This window comes from Frankia sp. AiPa1 (genome assembly GCF_023243075.1).
Classification (GTDB): Bacteria; Actinomycetota; Actinomycetes; order Frankiales; family Frankiaceae; genus Frankia.
This window is the reverse complement of sequence record NZ_JALKFZ020000178.1, coordinates 45,600-60,398: the sequence shown is the minus strand read 5'-3', so window position 1 is coordinate 60,398 and position 14,799 is coordinate 45,600. Positions and strand designations below refer to the sequence as shown.

General features: G+C 72.6%; 12 protein-coding genes. 9 read left to right on the top strand and 3 right to left on the bottom strand.

Going from position 1 to position 14,799, the window contains the following annotated elements; translation table 11 throughout:
* Positions 1-165: 165 nt before the first annotated feature.
* Positions 166-1,134, bottom strand: coding sequence for a 5'-3' exonuclease (locus MXD95_RS23065; RefSeq protein WP_250642790.1), 969 nt, complete (start codon positions 1,132-1,134; stop codon positions 166-168).
* A gap of 152 nt (positions 1,135-1,286) precedes the next feature.
* Here MXD95_RS23065 and MXD95_RS23060 point away from each other — a divergent pair, with 152 nt between their 5' ends.
* The 4 genes from MXD95_RS23060 (at position 1,287) to MXD95_RS23045 (ending at position 6,542) form a co-directional block, all read left to right on the top strand.
* Entirely contained in the window at positions 1,287-1,730 is a 444-nt protein-coding gene (locus MXD95_RS23060; RefSeq protein ID WP_480024063.1) for an Lrp/AsnC family transcriptional regulator, read from the top strand.
* 97 nt (positions 1,731-1,827) lie between these two features.
* Positions 1,828-3,423, top strand: coding sequence for an amidohydrolase (locus MXD95_RS23055; RefSeq protein ID WP_308301561.1), 1,596 nt, complete (start codon positions 1,828-1,830; stop codon positions 3,421-3,423).
* Between the two features lie 343 nt (positions 3,424-3,766).
* Positions 3,767-5,650, top strand: a complete 1,884-nt coding sequence (gene lnt / locus MXD95_RS23050) for an apolipoprotein N-acyltransferase (protein WP_250642789.1) — start codon at positions 3,767-3,769, stop codon at positions 5,648-5,650.
* A 76-nt stretch (positions 5,651-5,726) separates the two neighbouring features.
* Positions 5,727-6,542: a polyprenol monophosphomannose synthase gene (locus MXD95_RS23045; protein WP_250642788.1), complete on the top strand. Its 816-nt coding sequence runs from the start codon at positions 5,727-5,729 to the stop codon at positions 6,540-6,542.
* A gap of 116 nt (positions 6,543-6,658) precedes the next feature.
* On the opposite strand, the gene MXD95_RS23040 is transcribed toward MXD95_RS23045, so the two are convergent.
* Positions 6,659-7,009, bottom strand: a complete 351-nt coding sequence (locus MXD95_RS23040) for an RNA polymerase-binding protein RbpA (protein ID WP_101833638.1) — start codon at positions 7,007-7,009, stop codon at positions 6,659-6,661.
* Between the two features lie 96 nt (positions 7,010-7,105).
* Here MXD95_RS23040 and MXD95_RS23035 point away from each other — a divergent pair, with 96 nt between their 5' ends.
* The 3 genes from MXD95_RS23035 to MXD95_RS28675 all read left to right on the top strand — a co-directional run bounded on the left by MXD95_RS23035 (position 7,106) and on the right by MXD95_RS28675 (position 9,251).
* Positions 7,106-7,534: a hypothetical protein gene (locus MXD95_RS23035; RefSeq protein ID WP_250642787.1), complete on the top strand. Its 429-nt coding sequence runs from the start codon at positions 7,106-7,108 to the stop codon at positions 7,532-7,534.
* A 43-nt stretch (positions 7,535-7,577) separates the two neighbouring features.
* A complete protein-coding gene (msrB, locus tag MXD95_RS23030; protein ID WP_250642786.1) occupies positions 7,578-8,006 on the top strand; it encodes a peptide-methionine (R)-S-oxide reductase MsrB in 429 nt (142 codons plus the stop codon).
* A gap of 477 nt (positions 8,007-8,483) precedes the next feature.
* Complete coding sequence (locus MXD95_RS28675) at positions 8,484-9,251, top strand: NUDIX domain-containing protein (protein WP_285223731.1); 768 nt, start codon at positions 8,484-8,486, stop codon at positions 9,249-9,251.
* On the opposite strand, the gene MXD95_RS23020 is transcribed toward MXD95_RS28675, so the two are convergent.
* Complete coding sequence (locus MXD95_RS23020) at positions 9,173-11,227, bottom strand: DNA polymerase (RefSeq protein WP_374122114.1); 2,055 nt, start codon at positions 11,225-11,227, stop codon at positions 9,173-9,175. The genes MXD95_RS28675 and MXD95_RS23020 overlap by 79 nt on opposite strands.
* A 489-nt stretch (positions 11,228-11,716) precedes the next feature.
* Between MXD95_RS23020 and MXD95_RS23015 the strand changes: the two genes are divergently transcribed.
* Positions 11,717-12,001, top strand: a complete 285-nt coding sequence (locus MXD95_RS23015) for an FDXHR family putative zinc-binding protein (protein WP_250642785.1) — start codon at positions 11,717-11,719, stop codon at positions 11,999-12,001.
* Positions 12,002-12,067: 66 nt separating this feature from the next.
* Positions 12,068-14,695, top strand: a complete 2,628-nt coding sequence (locus tag MXD95_RS23010; protein ID WP_250642784.1) for a DEAD/DEAH box helicase — start codon at positions 12,068-12,070, stop codon at positions 14,693-14,695.
* Positions 14,696-14,799 lie beyond the last annotated feature (104 nt).

Below are 14,799 nucleotides of genomic sequence, written 5' to 3'. Positions count from 1 at the left end.
CCCACCCCACCCCAGACCGGCCCCACCCCACCCCAGACGCTGGCCCTGTTCCGCCCCAAACCCGCCCCCCGCACCAGCCACCCGGCAACCCGCACCAGACCCCCCACCCGGACGCACGCCGACGGACCCCCGCACACCCGCCGGCCGCCCGCGCGGCCCGGCCGCTCAGCCGCCCGCCTCACCCGCGACCGTGCGCAGCGCCGCGCTCAACCGGCCGCACGCCGCCCCCAGACCGAACCGTCGCGCAAGCTCCGCCACCACTGCCGGATCCCGCGGCGCGCCCGGCAGCCGCGCCGCCACCGCCCCCACCGGAACATCACGCACCACCGCCACGACCGGCACCGCCGCCGCGAGATACTCCCGCGCCCCGCCCAGACGCCGCCCCACCGACGCCGACACCCCATCCACCACCCCCACCCCCGCGCTCTGCGCCTCATCCAACGCCAACAGCAAAGCCCGCAACGACCCGAAACGGCCCAGCAACGCCGCCGCCGTCTTCGCCCCGATCCCCACCACCCCCGGCAACCCATCACTGGGATCACCCCGCAACACCGCGAAATCCGCATACGCCCGACCCGGAATGCCATACCGGGCCGTCACCGACGCCTCATCCACCACCGCGAACCGCTCCACCGCATACCGCACCCGCACCCCGGCCGCATCGTCCACCAGCTGAAACAGATCCCGGTCCCCGGTAAGAATGTCCACACCGCCCGGACCATCCCAGCCCGTCGCCAGCGTGCCGATCACATCGTCCGCCTCGAACCCCGCCGCCTGCGCCCGAGCGATCCCGAACGCGTCCAGCACCGCGTCGATGACCGGAAGCTGCACCCGCAGCTCCTCCTCCACCTCCTCCACCTCTCCCTCGCCGGCCCCGCCAGCAACCCGGTGCGCCTTGTACGACGCCAGCAACGCCACCCGGAACGCCGGACGCCAGTCCGCGTCGAAACAGGCCACCAGCGCCCGCGGACGCACCTCCAGAACAAGACGGGCCAGCACATCAAGCAGACCCCGCACCGCGTTCACCGGCGTCCCGTCCGGCGCCCGCACCGAACGCGGCACACCATAGAACGACCGGAAATACAGCGACGGAGTGTCCGCGAGCAACAACCCGCCGCCACCATCCGCACCCATCTCTCACCTCACGTCGTCACACCCGGACCCACCGCCCGCACCCCCCACCACCACACACACACCGACCGACCGTAGCGGAGGTCCCACCGGGACCAGGCAACGGACCAGAAACCCCCGCCAATCCGCCGCCGCACCTGCGTACGCTCCGGATCGTGCTGGAAGATCTCGACCGACGAATCGTGCAGATGCTGTGCCGAGATGGGCGTATGAGTTTCACCGACCTCGGCCGGGCCACCGGCCTGTCGGTCTCCGCCGTCCATCAGCGCGTCCGCCGCCTGGAACAACGCGGAGTCATCACCTCCTACACGGCGCTGGTCGACCCCACCCAGGTCGGCCTGCCCCTCACCGCGTTCGTCTCGATCACCCCGATCGACCCGAGCCAACCCGACGACGCCGCCGAACGCCTCGCCCACATCGTCGAGATCGAGGCCTGCCACAGCGTCGCCGGCGACGAAAGCTACCTGCTCAAGGTGCGCGTCGCCAGCCCCGCCGACCTCGAGACCCTCCTACAACGCATCCGCGCCGCCGCCGGGGTCTCCACCCGCACCATGGTCGTCCTGTCCACCCCCTACGAAGGCCGCCCACCCGCCCTGTAACCACCCCCACCGCACACCGCACCCCCTGCCCGACGACCCACCCGCCGCCGCCACACCACCCCGCCCCGGCACCGAACACCCGGCAGACTCAACCCCCGTGCCCACACCCAGCCCCCGCACCGTGCTCTACCAGGGCGGCCACCTCCACACCGCCACCCACCACCCCCACAGCACCACCGGCGGCCCCGGCCACACCACCCCCACCGCGGACCCCGCCGCCACCGCCATGCTCACCATCGGCGACACCATCACCTGGCTCGGCACCGACGACCAGGCCGCCACCCTCACCGACACCGCCGACACCGTCCACACCCTCCACGGCGAACTGATCACCCCCGCCTTCGTCGACGCCCACCTGCACACCACCGCCACCGGCCTCGCCCTGACCGGCCTCGACCTCACCGGCAGCCCCACCCGCACCGCAGCCCTCGACGCCCTGGCCGCCCACGCCCGCAGCCACCGGCACACCACCGTGTACGGCACCGGCTGGGACGAAACAGCCTGGCCCGACCACACACCCCCCACCGCGGCCGAACTCGACCGCGCCACCGGCGGCGCCCCCGTCTACCTCGCCCGCGTCGACGGACACACCGCCGTCATCTCCACCACCCTCGCCCACGCCGCCGACGCCGCCACCCACCCCGGCTGGCACCCCGACGGCCTGGTCACCGGCGCCGCCCACCACCAGGCCCGCCGCCACGCCGACACCACCCTGCCCGCACACCAGCGCCGCGCCGCCTGGAACGCCGTACGCACCCGCGCCGCCGAACTCGGCATCGCCGCCCTGCACGAGATGGCCGGCCCCCACGTCTCCAGCGCCGACGACCTCGCCGGCCTGCTCGCGCACGCGCAGGCCACCCCCGGCCCGCTCGTCCTCGGCTACTGGGCCGGCGACAAACCCACCGCCGCCGCCCTCGGCGCCCACTGGGGCGGAGACATCTTCGTCGACGGCTCACTCGGCTCCCACACCGCCGCCCTGCACCACCCCTACACCGACACCCCCCACCACGGAACCCTGCACCTCGACGCCGACACCATCCGCGACATCGCCCTGACCTGCGCCGACACCGGCGCCCAGACCGGATTCCACGCCATCGGCGACGCCGCCATCACCACCGTCCTCGACGGCCTCAACGCCGCGGCCGCCCACCTCGGACGCCACCGCCTCGCCGCCGCCCGCCACCGCCTCGAACACGCCGAGATGATCAACGAAGCGCATCTGGCGCGCATCGCCGCCCTCGGACTCGTCATCTCCACCCAACCCGCCTTCGACGCCCGCTGGGGCGGCACCACCGGCATGTACGCCACCCGGCTGGGCCCCGACCGCGCCGCCACCCTCAACCCCTACGCCGCCCTCGCCCACGCCGGCATCCCCCTCGCCTTCGGCTCCGACGCCCCCGTCACCCCCCTGGACCCCTGGGGCGCCATCCACGCCGCCACCGCCCACCACACCCACACCGCCCGCCTGCCCGCCCACACCGCCCTACGCGCCGCCACCCACGGCGGCTGGTACGCCGCCCACGCCGAACACGACGGGCACGGCACCCTCGCCCCCGGCCACCCCGCCACCTACGCCATCTGGACCCACACCGGCCTGCACCCCACCACCGGCCTGCCCCATCCCGACACCGCCCAGCCCCTCTGCCGGCGCACCGTCCTACGCGGCCAGATCCTGCACGACACCCTCACCTGAACCCATCCACCCATCCGCCACCATCCGCACCCCCCGATCCCCACCATCCGCCACCATCCGCAGTCGGCGGCCGAGCAAGATCCGGTTAACCAGGTCCCCGTGGGGGGCAAATCGGACACGAACACCCCCACAACGACCTGTTAGGATCTTGGGCCGCGCCAGGGTCGGGTTTTCCGTCACGGAACGTGACTGCGAGGCCGGGTGGCGGCGGGGGAGTGAGCCCGCAGCCGACACGCACGACACGAACGGCGACAGTCAGGCAGAACACCAAGCACCCCGAGGTCTCGCACACGAGGCGGGAGCCGACGTGGCCAGTACGCCCGGCGTGACCGAGACTGGACCGGTGACTGCGACTCCGGCCCGCCACCGTCCCGCGGCCCCCCGGACCGGGGAACCCGCCGACCTGCCACCCACCGACAGCATCCCCATCCAGCAGAACACCCCCGCCGCCACAGCGCCACCCGCCGCGGCGGGGGAGCAGCGCGCCACCAGCCCGCACCCGGCAGCCGTACACGGCGACACAGCCGGGACGCAGCCAGCGGGGGAGAACCACCAACCCCACCGCAACCGAACGCGACACACCCACCCCAGCCGCGCCACCCTGCGCCGACGCACCCCACCCGCCCTGGCCGCCCTCACCGGCGGCCTCCTGCTCTACCTGGCCACCCCACCCGTCGGCGCCTGGCCACTGGCACCCCTGGCCGTCACCCTGCTCACCCTCACCGTCCGCGGCCGGCGCCTACGCGCCTCCTACACCCTGGGCCTCCTGTTCGGCCTCGGCTTCTTCCTACCCCTCCTGCGCTTCGTCTCCTTCGTCGGCGCCGACGCCTGGATCGTCCTCGCCCTCGCCGAAGCCGCCATCCTCGCCCTCACCGCCCCCGCCACCACCCTCGCCTGGCGCCTACCCGCCCCCTGGCTGTGGACCGGCGCCGTCTGGGTCGCCGACGAAGCCCTCCGCGACCGCGCCCCCTTCGGCGGCTTCCCCTGGGGACGACTCGCCTTCACCCAGTCCGCAACCCCCCTCACCCCCCTGATAGCCCTCGGCGGCGCACCCCTGCTCACCGCCACCGTCGCCACCCTCGGCGGCCTGCTCACCCTCACCGCCCTCACCCTGCGCCCCACCCTCACCCCCCACATCCACACCCTGCTCCACCGCCCACCCCCCACCACGACCAGCCCAGGCAGGAGAACAACCGCCCGCCAGCTCACCCCACCCCTACTCGGCGCCCTCACCCTCACCCTCATCGGCCAAGCCGTCCCCCTGCCCACCACCGCCGAACACGGCACCCGCACCATCGCCGCCATCCAGGGAAACGTCCCCGCCGACGGCGGCATCCACGCCCTCGGCCGCGCCTCCCAGGTCACCACCAACCACCTCACCGAAACCCGCCGCCTCGCCGCCGACATCGCCGCCGGCCACACCCGCCAACCCGACCTCGTCCTGTGGCCCGAAAACTCCTCCGACCTCGACCCCCTCCAGAACCCCACCGTCGCCGCCGCCCTACGCGACGCCGCCCGCACCGCCCGCGCCCCCCTGCTCGTCGGCGCCGTCCTCGACGGACCCGGACCCGGCCACGTCCGCAACGCCGGCATGATCTGGACCGCCGACGGCTACACCGGCCACATGTACGTCAAACGCCACCCCGTCCCCTTCGCCGAATACCTCCCCGGCCGAGCCCTGCTCACCACCCTCATCCACCGCTTCGCCGACGAGATGCCCAGCGACTTCGTCCACGGCACCACCATCGGCACCCTGCCCGCCGCCGGCACCACCATCGGCGACGTCATCTGCTTCGAAGTCGCCTACGACTCCCTCGTCCGCGACACCGTCAACCACGGCGCCGAACTCCTCGTCATCCAGACCAACAACGCCTCCTTCGGCCGCCACGGCGAAAGCCAGCAGCAACTCGCCATGTCCCGCCTACGCGCCATCGAACACGCCCGCGCCACCATCCAGGTCTCCACCAGCGGACAGAGCGCCCTCATCGCCCCCAACGGCACCATCCTCGCCGAAAGCGGCCTATACCAGCCCGCCGCGCTCAGCGCCACCCTCCCGCTGCGCACCAGCCGCACCCTCGCCGACCGCGCCGGCGACCTCCCCGAGGCGGTGCTGCTCGCCCTCGCCCTGGGCGCCATGATGGCGGGAGCACTACGCCGCACCACCCATACGGCCCACACCACCGACAGCAGCACCCCCAGGCCAGGCCAGCCACACCCGGACGCCTAGCCGCCCACCGACCAGGCCAGGGAGAACACCGCACCACCGGGCACTCGGACATGGCCCCCGAAACGGAAGGAACCGCGTGGATCGCCACCGCGTCGTCGTCTGCATCCCCACCTACAACGAGCGGGACAACCTCCCCGACACCGCCCGCCGGCTGCGCCGCGCGAACCCGACGGTCGACCTGCTCGTCATCGACGACGCCAGCCCCGACGGCACCGGTCAGATCGCCGACAAGCTCGCCGCCGACGACGACCACATCCACGTCCTGCACCGCACCGAAAAATCCGGACTCGGCACCGCCTACATAGCCGGCTTCACCTGGGCCCTGCAACACGACTACACCGTCATCGTCGAAATGGACGCCGACGGCTCCCACCAGCCCGAACAGCTACCCCGCCTGCTCACCGCCCTCGAACACGCCGACCTCGTCATCGGCGCCCGCTGGATACCCGGGGGAGAGGTCCGCAACTGGCCACGGCGCCGCCTGCTGCTCTCCCGCGGCGCCAACCTGTACGTCCGCGCCGCCCTCGGCATGCCGCTGCGAGACGCCACCGCCGGCTACCGCGCCTACCGCGCCGACGTCCTACGCGCCCGCGACCTCACCCGCATCGCCAGCCAGGGCTACTGCTTCCAGGTCGACCTCGCCTGGCAGGCCTGGCGCGCCGGCTACCGCGTCACCGAAGTCCCCATCACCTTCGTCGAACGCGCCCGCGGCACCTCCAAGATGAGCAACACCATCGTCGCCGAAGCATTCTGGCGCGTCGGCTGGTGGGCCCTCACCCACCCCCGCCGCACACCCACCCCCCGCACCCACACCCAGCCCCACACCACCAGCGACCCCGACACCACCCACAGCAACATCACCCACAGCAACGTCACCACATCCAGCAGCTAACCCGCCCCGCGAACCCCACCCACAACCAGAGCACACCAAAGGGTCGGGCACGCACCCCCCCCGTGCCCGACCCGCACCCCACACACGGCAGCGCCCCCGACGCCACCCACACCCGCTCAGGCGCTACGCCGCCCCTCACCGGTACCCCGCAGCACCGCCAACCGCTCCGCCAGAACCTCCTCCAGATCATCCGTGGTCCGACGCTCCATCAGCATGTCCCAATGCGTACGCGGCGGCTTCGCCTTCTTCGGCTCCGGCCGCTCACCATCGACAATCACCGACGCGCCCCCACACACCCGGCACTCCCACACCGACGGCACCTCCGCCTCCGCGGCGAACGGCATCGTGAACTGGTGCCCGTTCGGACAGTCGTAGGACGCCGACTGACGCGGGGCAAGCTCGGTACTGCGGTCAGTCTCGTAGGACACCGCACCGAGACGGCTTCCCCGCAGGATGCGCTCGCCCATATAACTCCTCCGAGCGTCGAGTCGTATGCAACTACCCCCCGACAACGTTCCAGCCAGCCGAGACGTTCCCACCGCGGAAGGACCCGTATCACAATCATGAACACAGCACGCCAGCGACCCGTCGCGAAACACCCCAACCACCCCCTGCGCGCCCTGCACACCACCACCCTCGGCATCCTGCGCACCGCCGTCGGAACCCTCGCCCTCACCCGCGCCGTCGACACCCTGCGGATCACCGGCGTCGACCGCGTCACCGCCACCCAACTCGCCTGGACCGCCCGCCTCGCCGGCATCCGCGACATCGCCCTCGGCGCCGGCCTGCTCACCGCCCAGGCCACCGGCCGCGACACCCACACCTGGATCACCGCCGGAATGCTCGCCGACACCGCCGACGTTTCCGTCTTCGCCACCGCCACCGCCCGCGGCCACCTCCCACCCGCCCTCGGCGCCGCCATGACCACCCTCGCCCTCGCCGGCGCCGCCACCGCCACACCCCTGCTGCGCACACCCAAGACGGGGGAGTAACACCCCACCCAGCCACACCCCACCACGAAAGGACCCGCCACCCATGACCACCAGCAACCCCAACAACCCACCACCCACCACCCACAAGATCACCAAAACCGACGAGCAGTGGCGCACCGAACTCGACCCCGAGCGCTACGCCATCCTGCGCCAGGCCGCCACCGAACGCGCCTTCAGCGGCACCTACACCTACAACAAGGAAACCGGCACCTACCGCTGCGGCGCCTGCGACACGCCCCTGTTCACCTCCGACACCAAATACGACTCCGGCAGCGGCTGGCCCAGCTTCACCGAACCCACCACCCGCGATGCCGTCACCCTCATCGACGACCACTCCCACGGCATGACCCGCACCGAAGTCCGCTGCGCCCGCTGCGACAGCCACCTCGGCCACGTCTTCCCCGACGGCCCCGGCCCCACCGGCGAGCGCTACTGCATGAACAGCCTCGCCCTCAACCTCGACACCGACTGAACCCGCCAGACCCAAACCCACACCAGACCACCACCCACACAACCCTGTGGTCGTTCTGACCCCACCAGAACGACCACAGAGCAGCCCACACCAGCGCCAACCCCCCATCCCCCAAGCGCCGATAATGCACATTATGTCAAGTAGCGGGACCGCAGGCGGGTCAAGATCATCTCTACATGATCGCCCGGCCGCCCCCGACAAATGTGATGATCATGGTGGGTGGCCTCGGGTGACAGTCCGCCGAAGGGCGCCACCCGAGGCCGAGAAGCGTTACCAGGGGCGCGACAGTCGGGCTGGAACACCGCCGCCGGCGCATGCTGGAGCGCAAAAAGATTTTCAGGCCCGACTCCCCCAGGTGCTGGTCTTTGTGGTGGTAGTTGATCAAGGTGGTGCGACATCGTCAACAGTGTTGATTATCTTGGATGGAGTCGATGGTCGGAGCGGCAGGCGCGTTCCGGCAGGCCGATACTGACCCGCATGAGCGATGGCGATCCGGCCCCCCTTGCCGCGGACGACAACGGGAACCTCCTCGTGGCGTTCCACCAGGCCGGCGAGGACGCCGAACCGCGCGACGCTGCGCTGCCGGCGTCCTTGGTCGCGCTCTGGACCGACGACGGCCGCCTGCTGCTGGTGTTCGACCGCCGTCGGCAGCGCTGGGAGCTGCCCGGCGGGATGATCGACGCGGGTGAGACACCGCGGCAGGCGGCGATACGTGAGCTGCGCGAGGAATCCGGCTATCAGGTGGATGACCTGATCTTCGAGGTGGGGTGCGGTACCGGTCAGGCGACCCGCGGGCTGGCGGCGCTGGGCTGCCCGGTGACCGCCGTCGAACCCGGCGCGGGATTGGCCGCACTCGCCCGCCGGCGGTCACCACCTTCCGCAACGTTGAGCTCGAGACGTCGACGTTCGAGGACTGGGATGACCGTGGTCGGCGCTTCGACGTTCTCGTGGCCGCGTCGTCATGGCACTGGGTCGACCCGTCGATCGGCTGGCGGCGCGCGCACGAGGTGCTCCATCCCCGAGGGTGGATGGCGCTGGCCGGCAACGTCGTCGTCCGCCGGCGCGGACAGCCGGAGGTGTACGCCGAGACCGCCGACCTCCACGAACGGCTGTCCCCCGGGAACCCCGACTGGGGGCTTCCGCCGCTGGAGAGCGATGTCGGGGGGTCAGTGGGGGGCGTCGGACCAGCGGTGCAGGACCGAGACCTCGGCGACGAGGCGCACCCCGCTGCCGGCCGCCCAGTAGCCGGCGGTCGCCGCCAGGGTGCGGTGGAGCAGGTCCACGGCCGGTTGGGCGCTGTCGCGAGGAACGTGCAGCAGCAGCTCGTCGTGCAGGCACAGGACGATCTGGCCGCCGAGGGGGGACAGTTCAGCGCGCACCGTCGCCGCCCAGGCTTTGAACAGCTCGGCGGCGGGTCCTTGGACCACGGCGTTGCGGGCGAATCGGCCGCGGGCCGTGCGGGCTGCCACCGAGGAGGAAAGCTCGCCGGACCGTGGCGGGGCGGGCGGCTCATCCGGCGCGGTGGTGGCACCGGGGGCGGGTGGGGTGGGCTCGTCCCATGCCGGTTCGGTGAGGCCGCGGCCCGAACCGGGGGAACCGGGTGGGGAGGCGAGTGGCGCCGTGCTGGTCGGTGCCAGGGTCAGGCGGAGCAGCCGCCCGCCGAAGGTGCGCAGGTCGCGTCCGTCGCGGCCGGCGGCGTCGGCGGCGTCGAGGAAGTCCAGCGCCGTGGGGTATGCGCGGCGCATGCGGCGCAGCGCCTCGCCCGCGGAGCCGGTGGTCTGGCCGTACATGGCGGCGAGCATCGCGACCTTGGCCTCGGCACGGGGCCGGCCCAGGTGCGCGGCGACGGGGGCGTACATGTCGTCGGCCTGGGTGGCCCGGGCCAGCGCCGGGTCGCCGGAGACGACGGCGAGCACCCGGGGTTCGATCTGGCCGAGGTCGGCGCGGACGAACACCCGGCCCGGTTCGGCCACGACGGCCACGCGCAGGTCGGCGGGCAGGTTGTGCAGGCCCGCCTGGGCGGTCATCCGCCCGGCACCTCCGTCGCTGCCGTGCCAGGTGCCGCGCAGCCGCCCGTCGGGGCCGACATGGTCGTCCAGCCAGCGGTGGCCGTAGGTGGTGGCGATCCGCTCGGCGCGCCGCCATGCCAGCAACGCGCCGACGACGGGATGCGCGGCGCGCAGCGGTTCGAGCCGTCCGGAACGGGTGTCGGGAACGTCGATGCCCACGCTGCGCAGCGCCATGCGGACCGCGGCGGGGTTGCGCAGGTCCACGGGGCGGGGCAGGTGGGTGAGGACGGGGGCGTCGCGGTCGCGGCGGGCGGCGAGCTCGTCGGCGCCGGAGCGGGGTGCCGGGCCGATCAGCTCGGTGAGCAGCGCCGCGGCGACCGGCCTGGCCAGCGGCAGGCCGTCGCGTTCGAGCTCGCGGGCGAGCAGCTCGGCGGCCGACTCCGACCGGGCGGTGAGCACGGCCAGCGGTGTGGGCCCGGGCCGGGGCCGGGGATCGTCGAACCGGCGCAGCTCGCGCTCCTGGTGTTCCTGCACCCGCACGGCGCGGCGGGCCAGTTCCCCTGCCCGGCGCAGTGCTTCGGCCGGTGACGCCGCCCGTTGGGGCCACCCGTCGTCGAGTGGCTGGTCCGCCACCAGCTCGGCCGGGCGCTCGCCGTCCCGAATCCGGGCGGCCCCGGCGCCGACCCCGCGGATCGGAGCGCGGGCCGGGGGGTCGCTCGCATCCGGGGTGCCCGTGGTGGGGTCGACGTCCGCGTCGGCGGCGTCCCACAGGTCAAGCTGGCCGGCCACGACGGGGCGGGTGGGACGGACCGGCGGCGGGGGCGCGGGCCGCCCGGTGAACGCCGCCCACACCGCGCCCTGGTCGCCACGGCGTCCGCCGTGCAACAGCCGGTGCACGGCGGACAGGTCCCAGCAGGCCACCCGGTGCAGGCCCGCGGCCAGCAGCGGCCCGGCCGACGGCCGCGTCGACCACCACACCCACCGCGGCGCGACCCGTCGCTCGATCTCGGCCACCCATCCGGCGGCCCGCTCGTCGCCGGCCGCCACGAGGACCTCACCCACCGACCCGGCGGCCGCCGGGTCCTGCCACGCGAGCGCGAAGCCGACCGCCGGCACGGCCACCATGGCCAGCGGATACCGGGGCGGCAACCCGGCCGCGTACAGCCGCGCGCAGACGTCGGCCCCCTCGGCGGGCAGCGCGGCCGTGACCATGACTCGATTCTCCCCGGCGGCTCCGACAGTTTCCGTTCCCGTCGCCGCTCCCCCGGGCGGCGACACCCACCGTCCTGGCATCCACCGTCCTGACACCCACAGCCCTGGCGACCCGCACAGAGCCTCGCGGCGTGCAGCCGCTCCTTCGCCCCCCGCCAGGCCGACCCGCGCGGCCACCCCACTATGATCTTCGTATCTCGGATGCTGGTGTGGAGGCTGGGTTCGTGTTCCTGATGAAGATTCGATGATCGTGAACGCCGAGTGGCGTCAACACTGTTGATTATCTTGGTTTACGATGCGGGCGGATGGTGCCGGTCCCGGTGTGGTCCTGGCGCGGGACAAAATCCGCGTGCCGGGGAAATGCCGACGTCCGAATCCCGAACCGGTGAGAATCCCGGTCTACGGGTCTGGGGCGACTGCGGCTCTGGGGCGACTGCGGCTCTGCTGTGACTACGGCTCTGGTGCGACTACGGGGGGAAGGGTGGATTCATGGCCGGGCGGGACAGCGAGTACGACCGTCCCATCCTGCTGGCGTGCGGCGGCTGCGATGCCCGTTGGACCGCGCTTACCGCGGCGCACTGCCCGACCTGCCATGCGACGTTCGCCGGTGCCACCACCGGTTTCGACGCCCACCGGGTGGGCGGAACGTGTCAGCCACCGCCGCAGGTGGGGCTGCGCGAGGACCGTGGTTACTGGCTGTTCGGCGACGAACGGCCGCCCGGGCGCGTCCTGCAGGCCGAACCACCGACCGCGGTGGCCCGGATGGCCGGTTGACCGGCATCGGCCCACAGCGTGGGCGCGGTGTCCGGTGATGGTGGCATCAGGCACGATCGAGGGACCATGACACTCGCCGACCGCCTTCCGCCGCGCTCCCCCGCCGCTTCGACCGCCCCCGCTGTGCTGACGGCGTCCGGTGCCACCGCCACGGGCCCGGCCGCCGCCCCGCCGGATCCCGACGCCCTGTACGACGCGTTCACCGCCTGGGCGTCCGAGCAGGGCCTCGAGCTGTATCCGGCGCAGTCCGAGGCGCTGATCGAGATCGTGTCGGGGTCGAACGTGATCCTGGCGACGCCGACCGGGTCGGGCAAGAGCCTGGTGGCGGCGGGGGCGCACTTCGCGGCGATGGCGGCGGGGCGGCGCACGTTCTACACGGCGCCGATCAAGGCGCTGGTGAGCGAGAAGTTCTTCGCGCTGTGCGCGATGTTCGGGGCGTCGAACGTCGGGATGATGACGGGCGACGCGAGCGTCAACGACAGCGCGCCGATCATCTGCTGCACCGCGGAGGTGCTGGCGAACATCGCGCTGCGCGACGGGGTGGACGCGGATGTCGGCCAGGTCGTGATGGACGAGTTCCACTACTACGCCGACCCCGATCGGGGCTGGGCCTGGCAGGTTCCGCTGCTGGAACTGCCGCGCACCCAGTTCGTGCTGATGTCGGCGACACTCGGCGACGTCTCGAGGTTCGAGGCGGACCTGACCCGGCGGACCGGGCGGCCGACGGCGGTGGTGAGTTCGGCGCAGCGTCCGGTGCCGTTGTTCTACCGGTTCGTGACGACTCCGTTGCACGAGACGATCGGCGAGCTGTTGGAGACCCGGCAGGCGCCGGTGTACGTCGTGCACTTCACCCAGGCGCAGGCGTTGGAGCGGGCGCAGGCGCTGATGAGCGTGAACGTGTCGTCACGGGCGGAGAAGGACGCGATCGCGGCGGCGATCGGCGGGTTCCGGTTCGCCGCCGGGTTCGGGAAGGTGCTCTCCCGGCTGGTGCGTCACGGAATCGGGGTGCACCACGCCGGGATGCTGCCGAAGTACCGTCGGCTGGTGGAACAGCTCGCGCAGGCGGGGCTGCTGAAGGTGATCTGCGGGACGGACACCCTCGGGGTGGGCATCAACGTGCCGATCCGCACGGTGGTGTTCACCGCGCTGTCGAAGTACGACGGGTCGAAGGTGCGGCTGCTCACCGCGCGGGAGTTCCACCAGATCGCCGGGCGGGCGGGGCGGGCCGGGTTCGACACGGTCGGCAACGTGGTGGTGCAGGCCCCCGAGCATGTGATCGACAACCTGAAGGCGCTGGCGAAGGCCGGGGACGACCCGAAGAAGCGGCGCAAGGTGGTGCGCAAGAAGCCGCCCGAGGGCAGTGTCGGCTACGGCGAGCCGACGTTCGAACGTCTGGTCTCCGCCGAGCCGGAGCCGCTGACCAGCCAGTTCACCGTGTCGCACGCGATGCTGCTCAACGTCGTCAACCGGCCCGGGGACGCGTTCGCGTCCATGCGCCATCTGCTCACCGACAACCATTCCGATGCCGCGACCCAGCGTCGTCTCATCCGCCGGGCGATCGCGATCTACCGGGCGCTGCTGGCCGCGGGGGTGGTGGAGAAGCTCGACTCCCCCGACGAGCTGGGCCGAAACGTGCGGGTGACCGTCGACCTGCAGCTCGACTTCGCGCTCAACCAGCCGCTGTCGCCGTTCGCGCTGGCCGCGCTCGAACTGCTCGACCCCGCCTCCCCCGGCTACGCCCTCGACGTGCTCTCGGTTCTGGAGTCGACGCTGGACAATCCGCGTCAGGTGCTGCACGCCCAGCTGTCCAAGGCCAAGGGCGAGGCGGTGGCGGCGATGAAGGCGGAGGGCGTCGAGTACGACCGGCGCATGGAGCTGCTGGAGGAGGTCAGCTATCCCAGGCCGCTCGCCGAGCTGCTGGAGCCCGCGTTCGAGACCTACCGGCGGGGGCATCCATGGGTCGGTGACTACGAGCTCGCGCCCAAGTCGGTGGCGCGCGAGCTGTACGAGCGGGCGATGACGTTCGCCGAGTACGTCTCGTTCTACGGCCTGGCCCGCTCGGAGGGGCTGCTGTTGCGCTATCTGGCCGACGCCTACCGGGCGCTGCGCCAGACGGTGCCCGAGGACGTCCGCACCGAAGAGCTCGCGGATCTCACCGAATGGCTCGGCGAGCTGGTGCGCCAGACCGACTCGAGCCTGCTCGACGAGTGGGAGCGCCTGAGCGATCCGGACGCGGATGGCGCCGGGGGTGCGGCTGATCATCTGAGCGTCGCGGCGGCGGACGAGCGGCCGCCGGCGGTCACCCGCAACGCCCGGGCGTTTCGGGTGCTGGTCCGCAACGCGCTGTTCCGGCGGGTGGAGCTCGCGGCGCTGCGCCGCTACGACGCCCTCGGCGAGCTCGACGGGCCCCCGCCGGTCGGCGCCGGTGGCGTCGGGTCGACCTTCGACGCGGATGGCTGGCGGGAGGCGCTCTCGACCTACTACGACGAGCATGACGAGATCGGCACGGGCGCCGACGCCCGCGGCCCGAAGATGCTGCTGCTGTCCGAGGACGGGCCGCGCTGGACGGCCCGGCAGATCTTCGACGACCCGGCGGGCGACCATGACTGGGGCATCAGCGCCGAGATCGACCTGGCCGCCTCCGACGAGGCCGGGGTGGCCGTCGTGCGGGTCACCGCCGTCGACCGCCTGTGATCACAGGCTGGCGTGCTCCTGATCACGGGCTGGCGTGCACCGTCGGCGCACGGCTGGCCGGGTCCGCCCTCCGGCCGCTGCGGCTGCGGCTGCGGCGGCCGGTG

What these genes read in the sequence shown, in the direction of transcription:
- MXD95_RS23065 (WP_250642790.1), bottom strand. Translation starts at nt 1,134, where the DNA reads ATGGGTGCGGATGGTGGCGGCGGGTTGTTGCTCGCGGACACTCCGTCG.
- MXD95_RS23040 (WP_101833638.1), bottom strand. Translation starts at nt 7,009, where the DNA reads ATGGGCGAGCGCATCCTGCGGGGAAGCCGTCTCGGTGCGGTGTCCTAC.
- MXD95_RS23035 (WP_250642787.1), top strand. Translation starts at nt 7,106, where the DNA reads ATGAACACAGCACGCCAGCGACCCGTCGCGAAACACCCCAACCACCCC.
- msrB (WP_250642786.1), top strand. Translation starts at nt 7,578, where the DNA reads ATGACCACCAGCAACCCCAACAACCCACCACCCACCACCCACAAGATC.
- MXD95_RS28675 (WP_285223731.1), top strand. Translation starts at nt 8,484, where the DNA reads ATGAGCGATGGCGATCCGGCCCCCCTTGCCGCGGACGACAACGGGAAC.
- MXD95_RS23020 (WP_374122114.1), bottom strand. Translation starts at nt 11,227, where the DNA reads ATGGTCACGGCCGCGCTGCCCGCCGAGGGGGCCGACGTCTGCGCGCGG.
- MXD95_RS23015 (WP_250642785.1), top strand. Translation starts at nt 11,717, where the DNA reads ATGGCCGGGCGGGACAGCGAGTACGACCGTCCCATCCTGCTGGCGTGC.
- MXD95_RS23010 (WP_250642784.1), top strand. Translation starts at nt 12,068, where the DNA reads ATGACACTCGCCGACCGCCTTCCGCCGCGCTCCCCCGCCGCTTCGACC.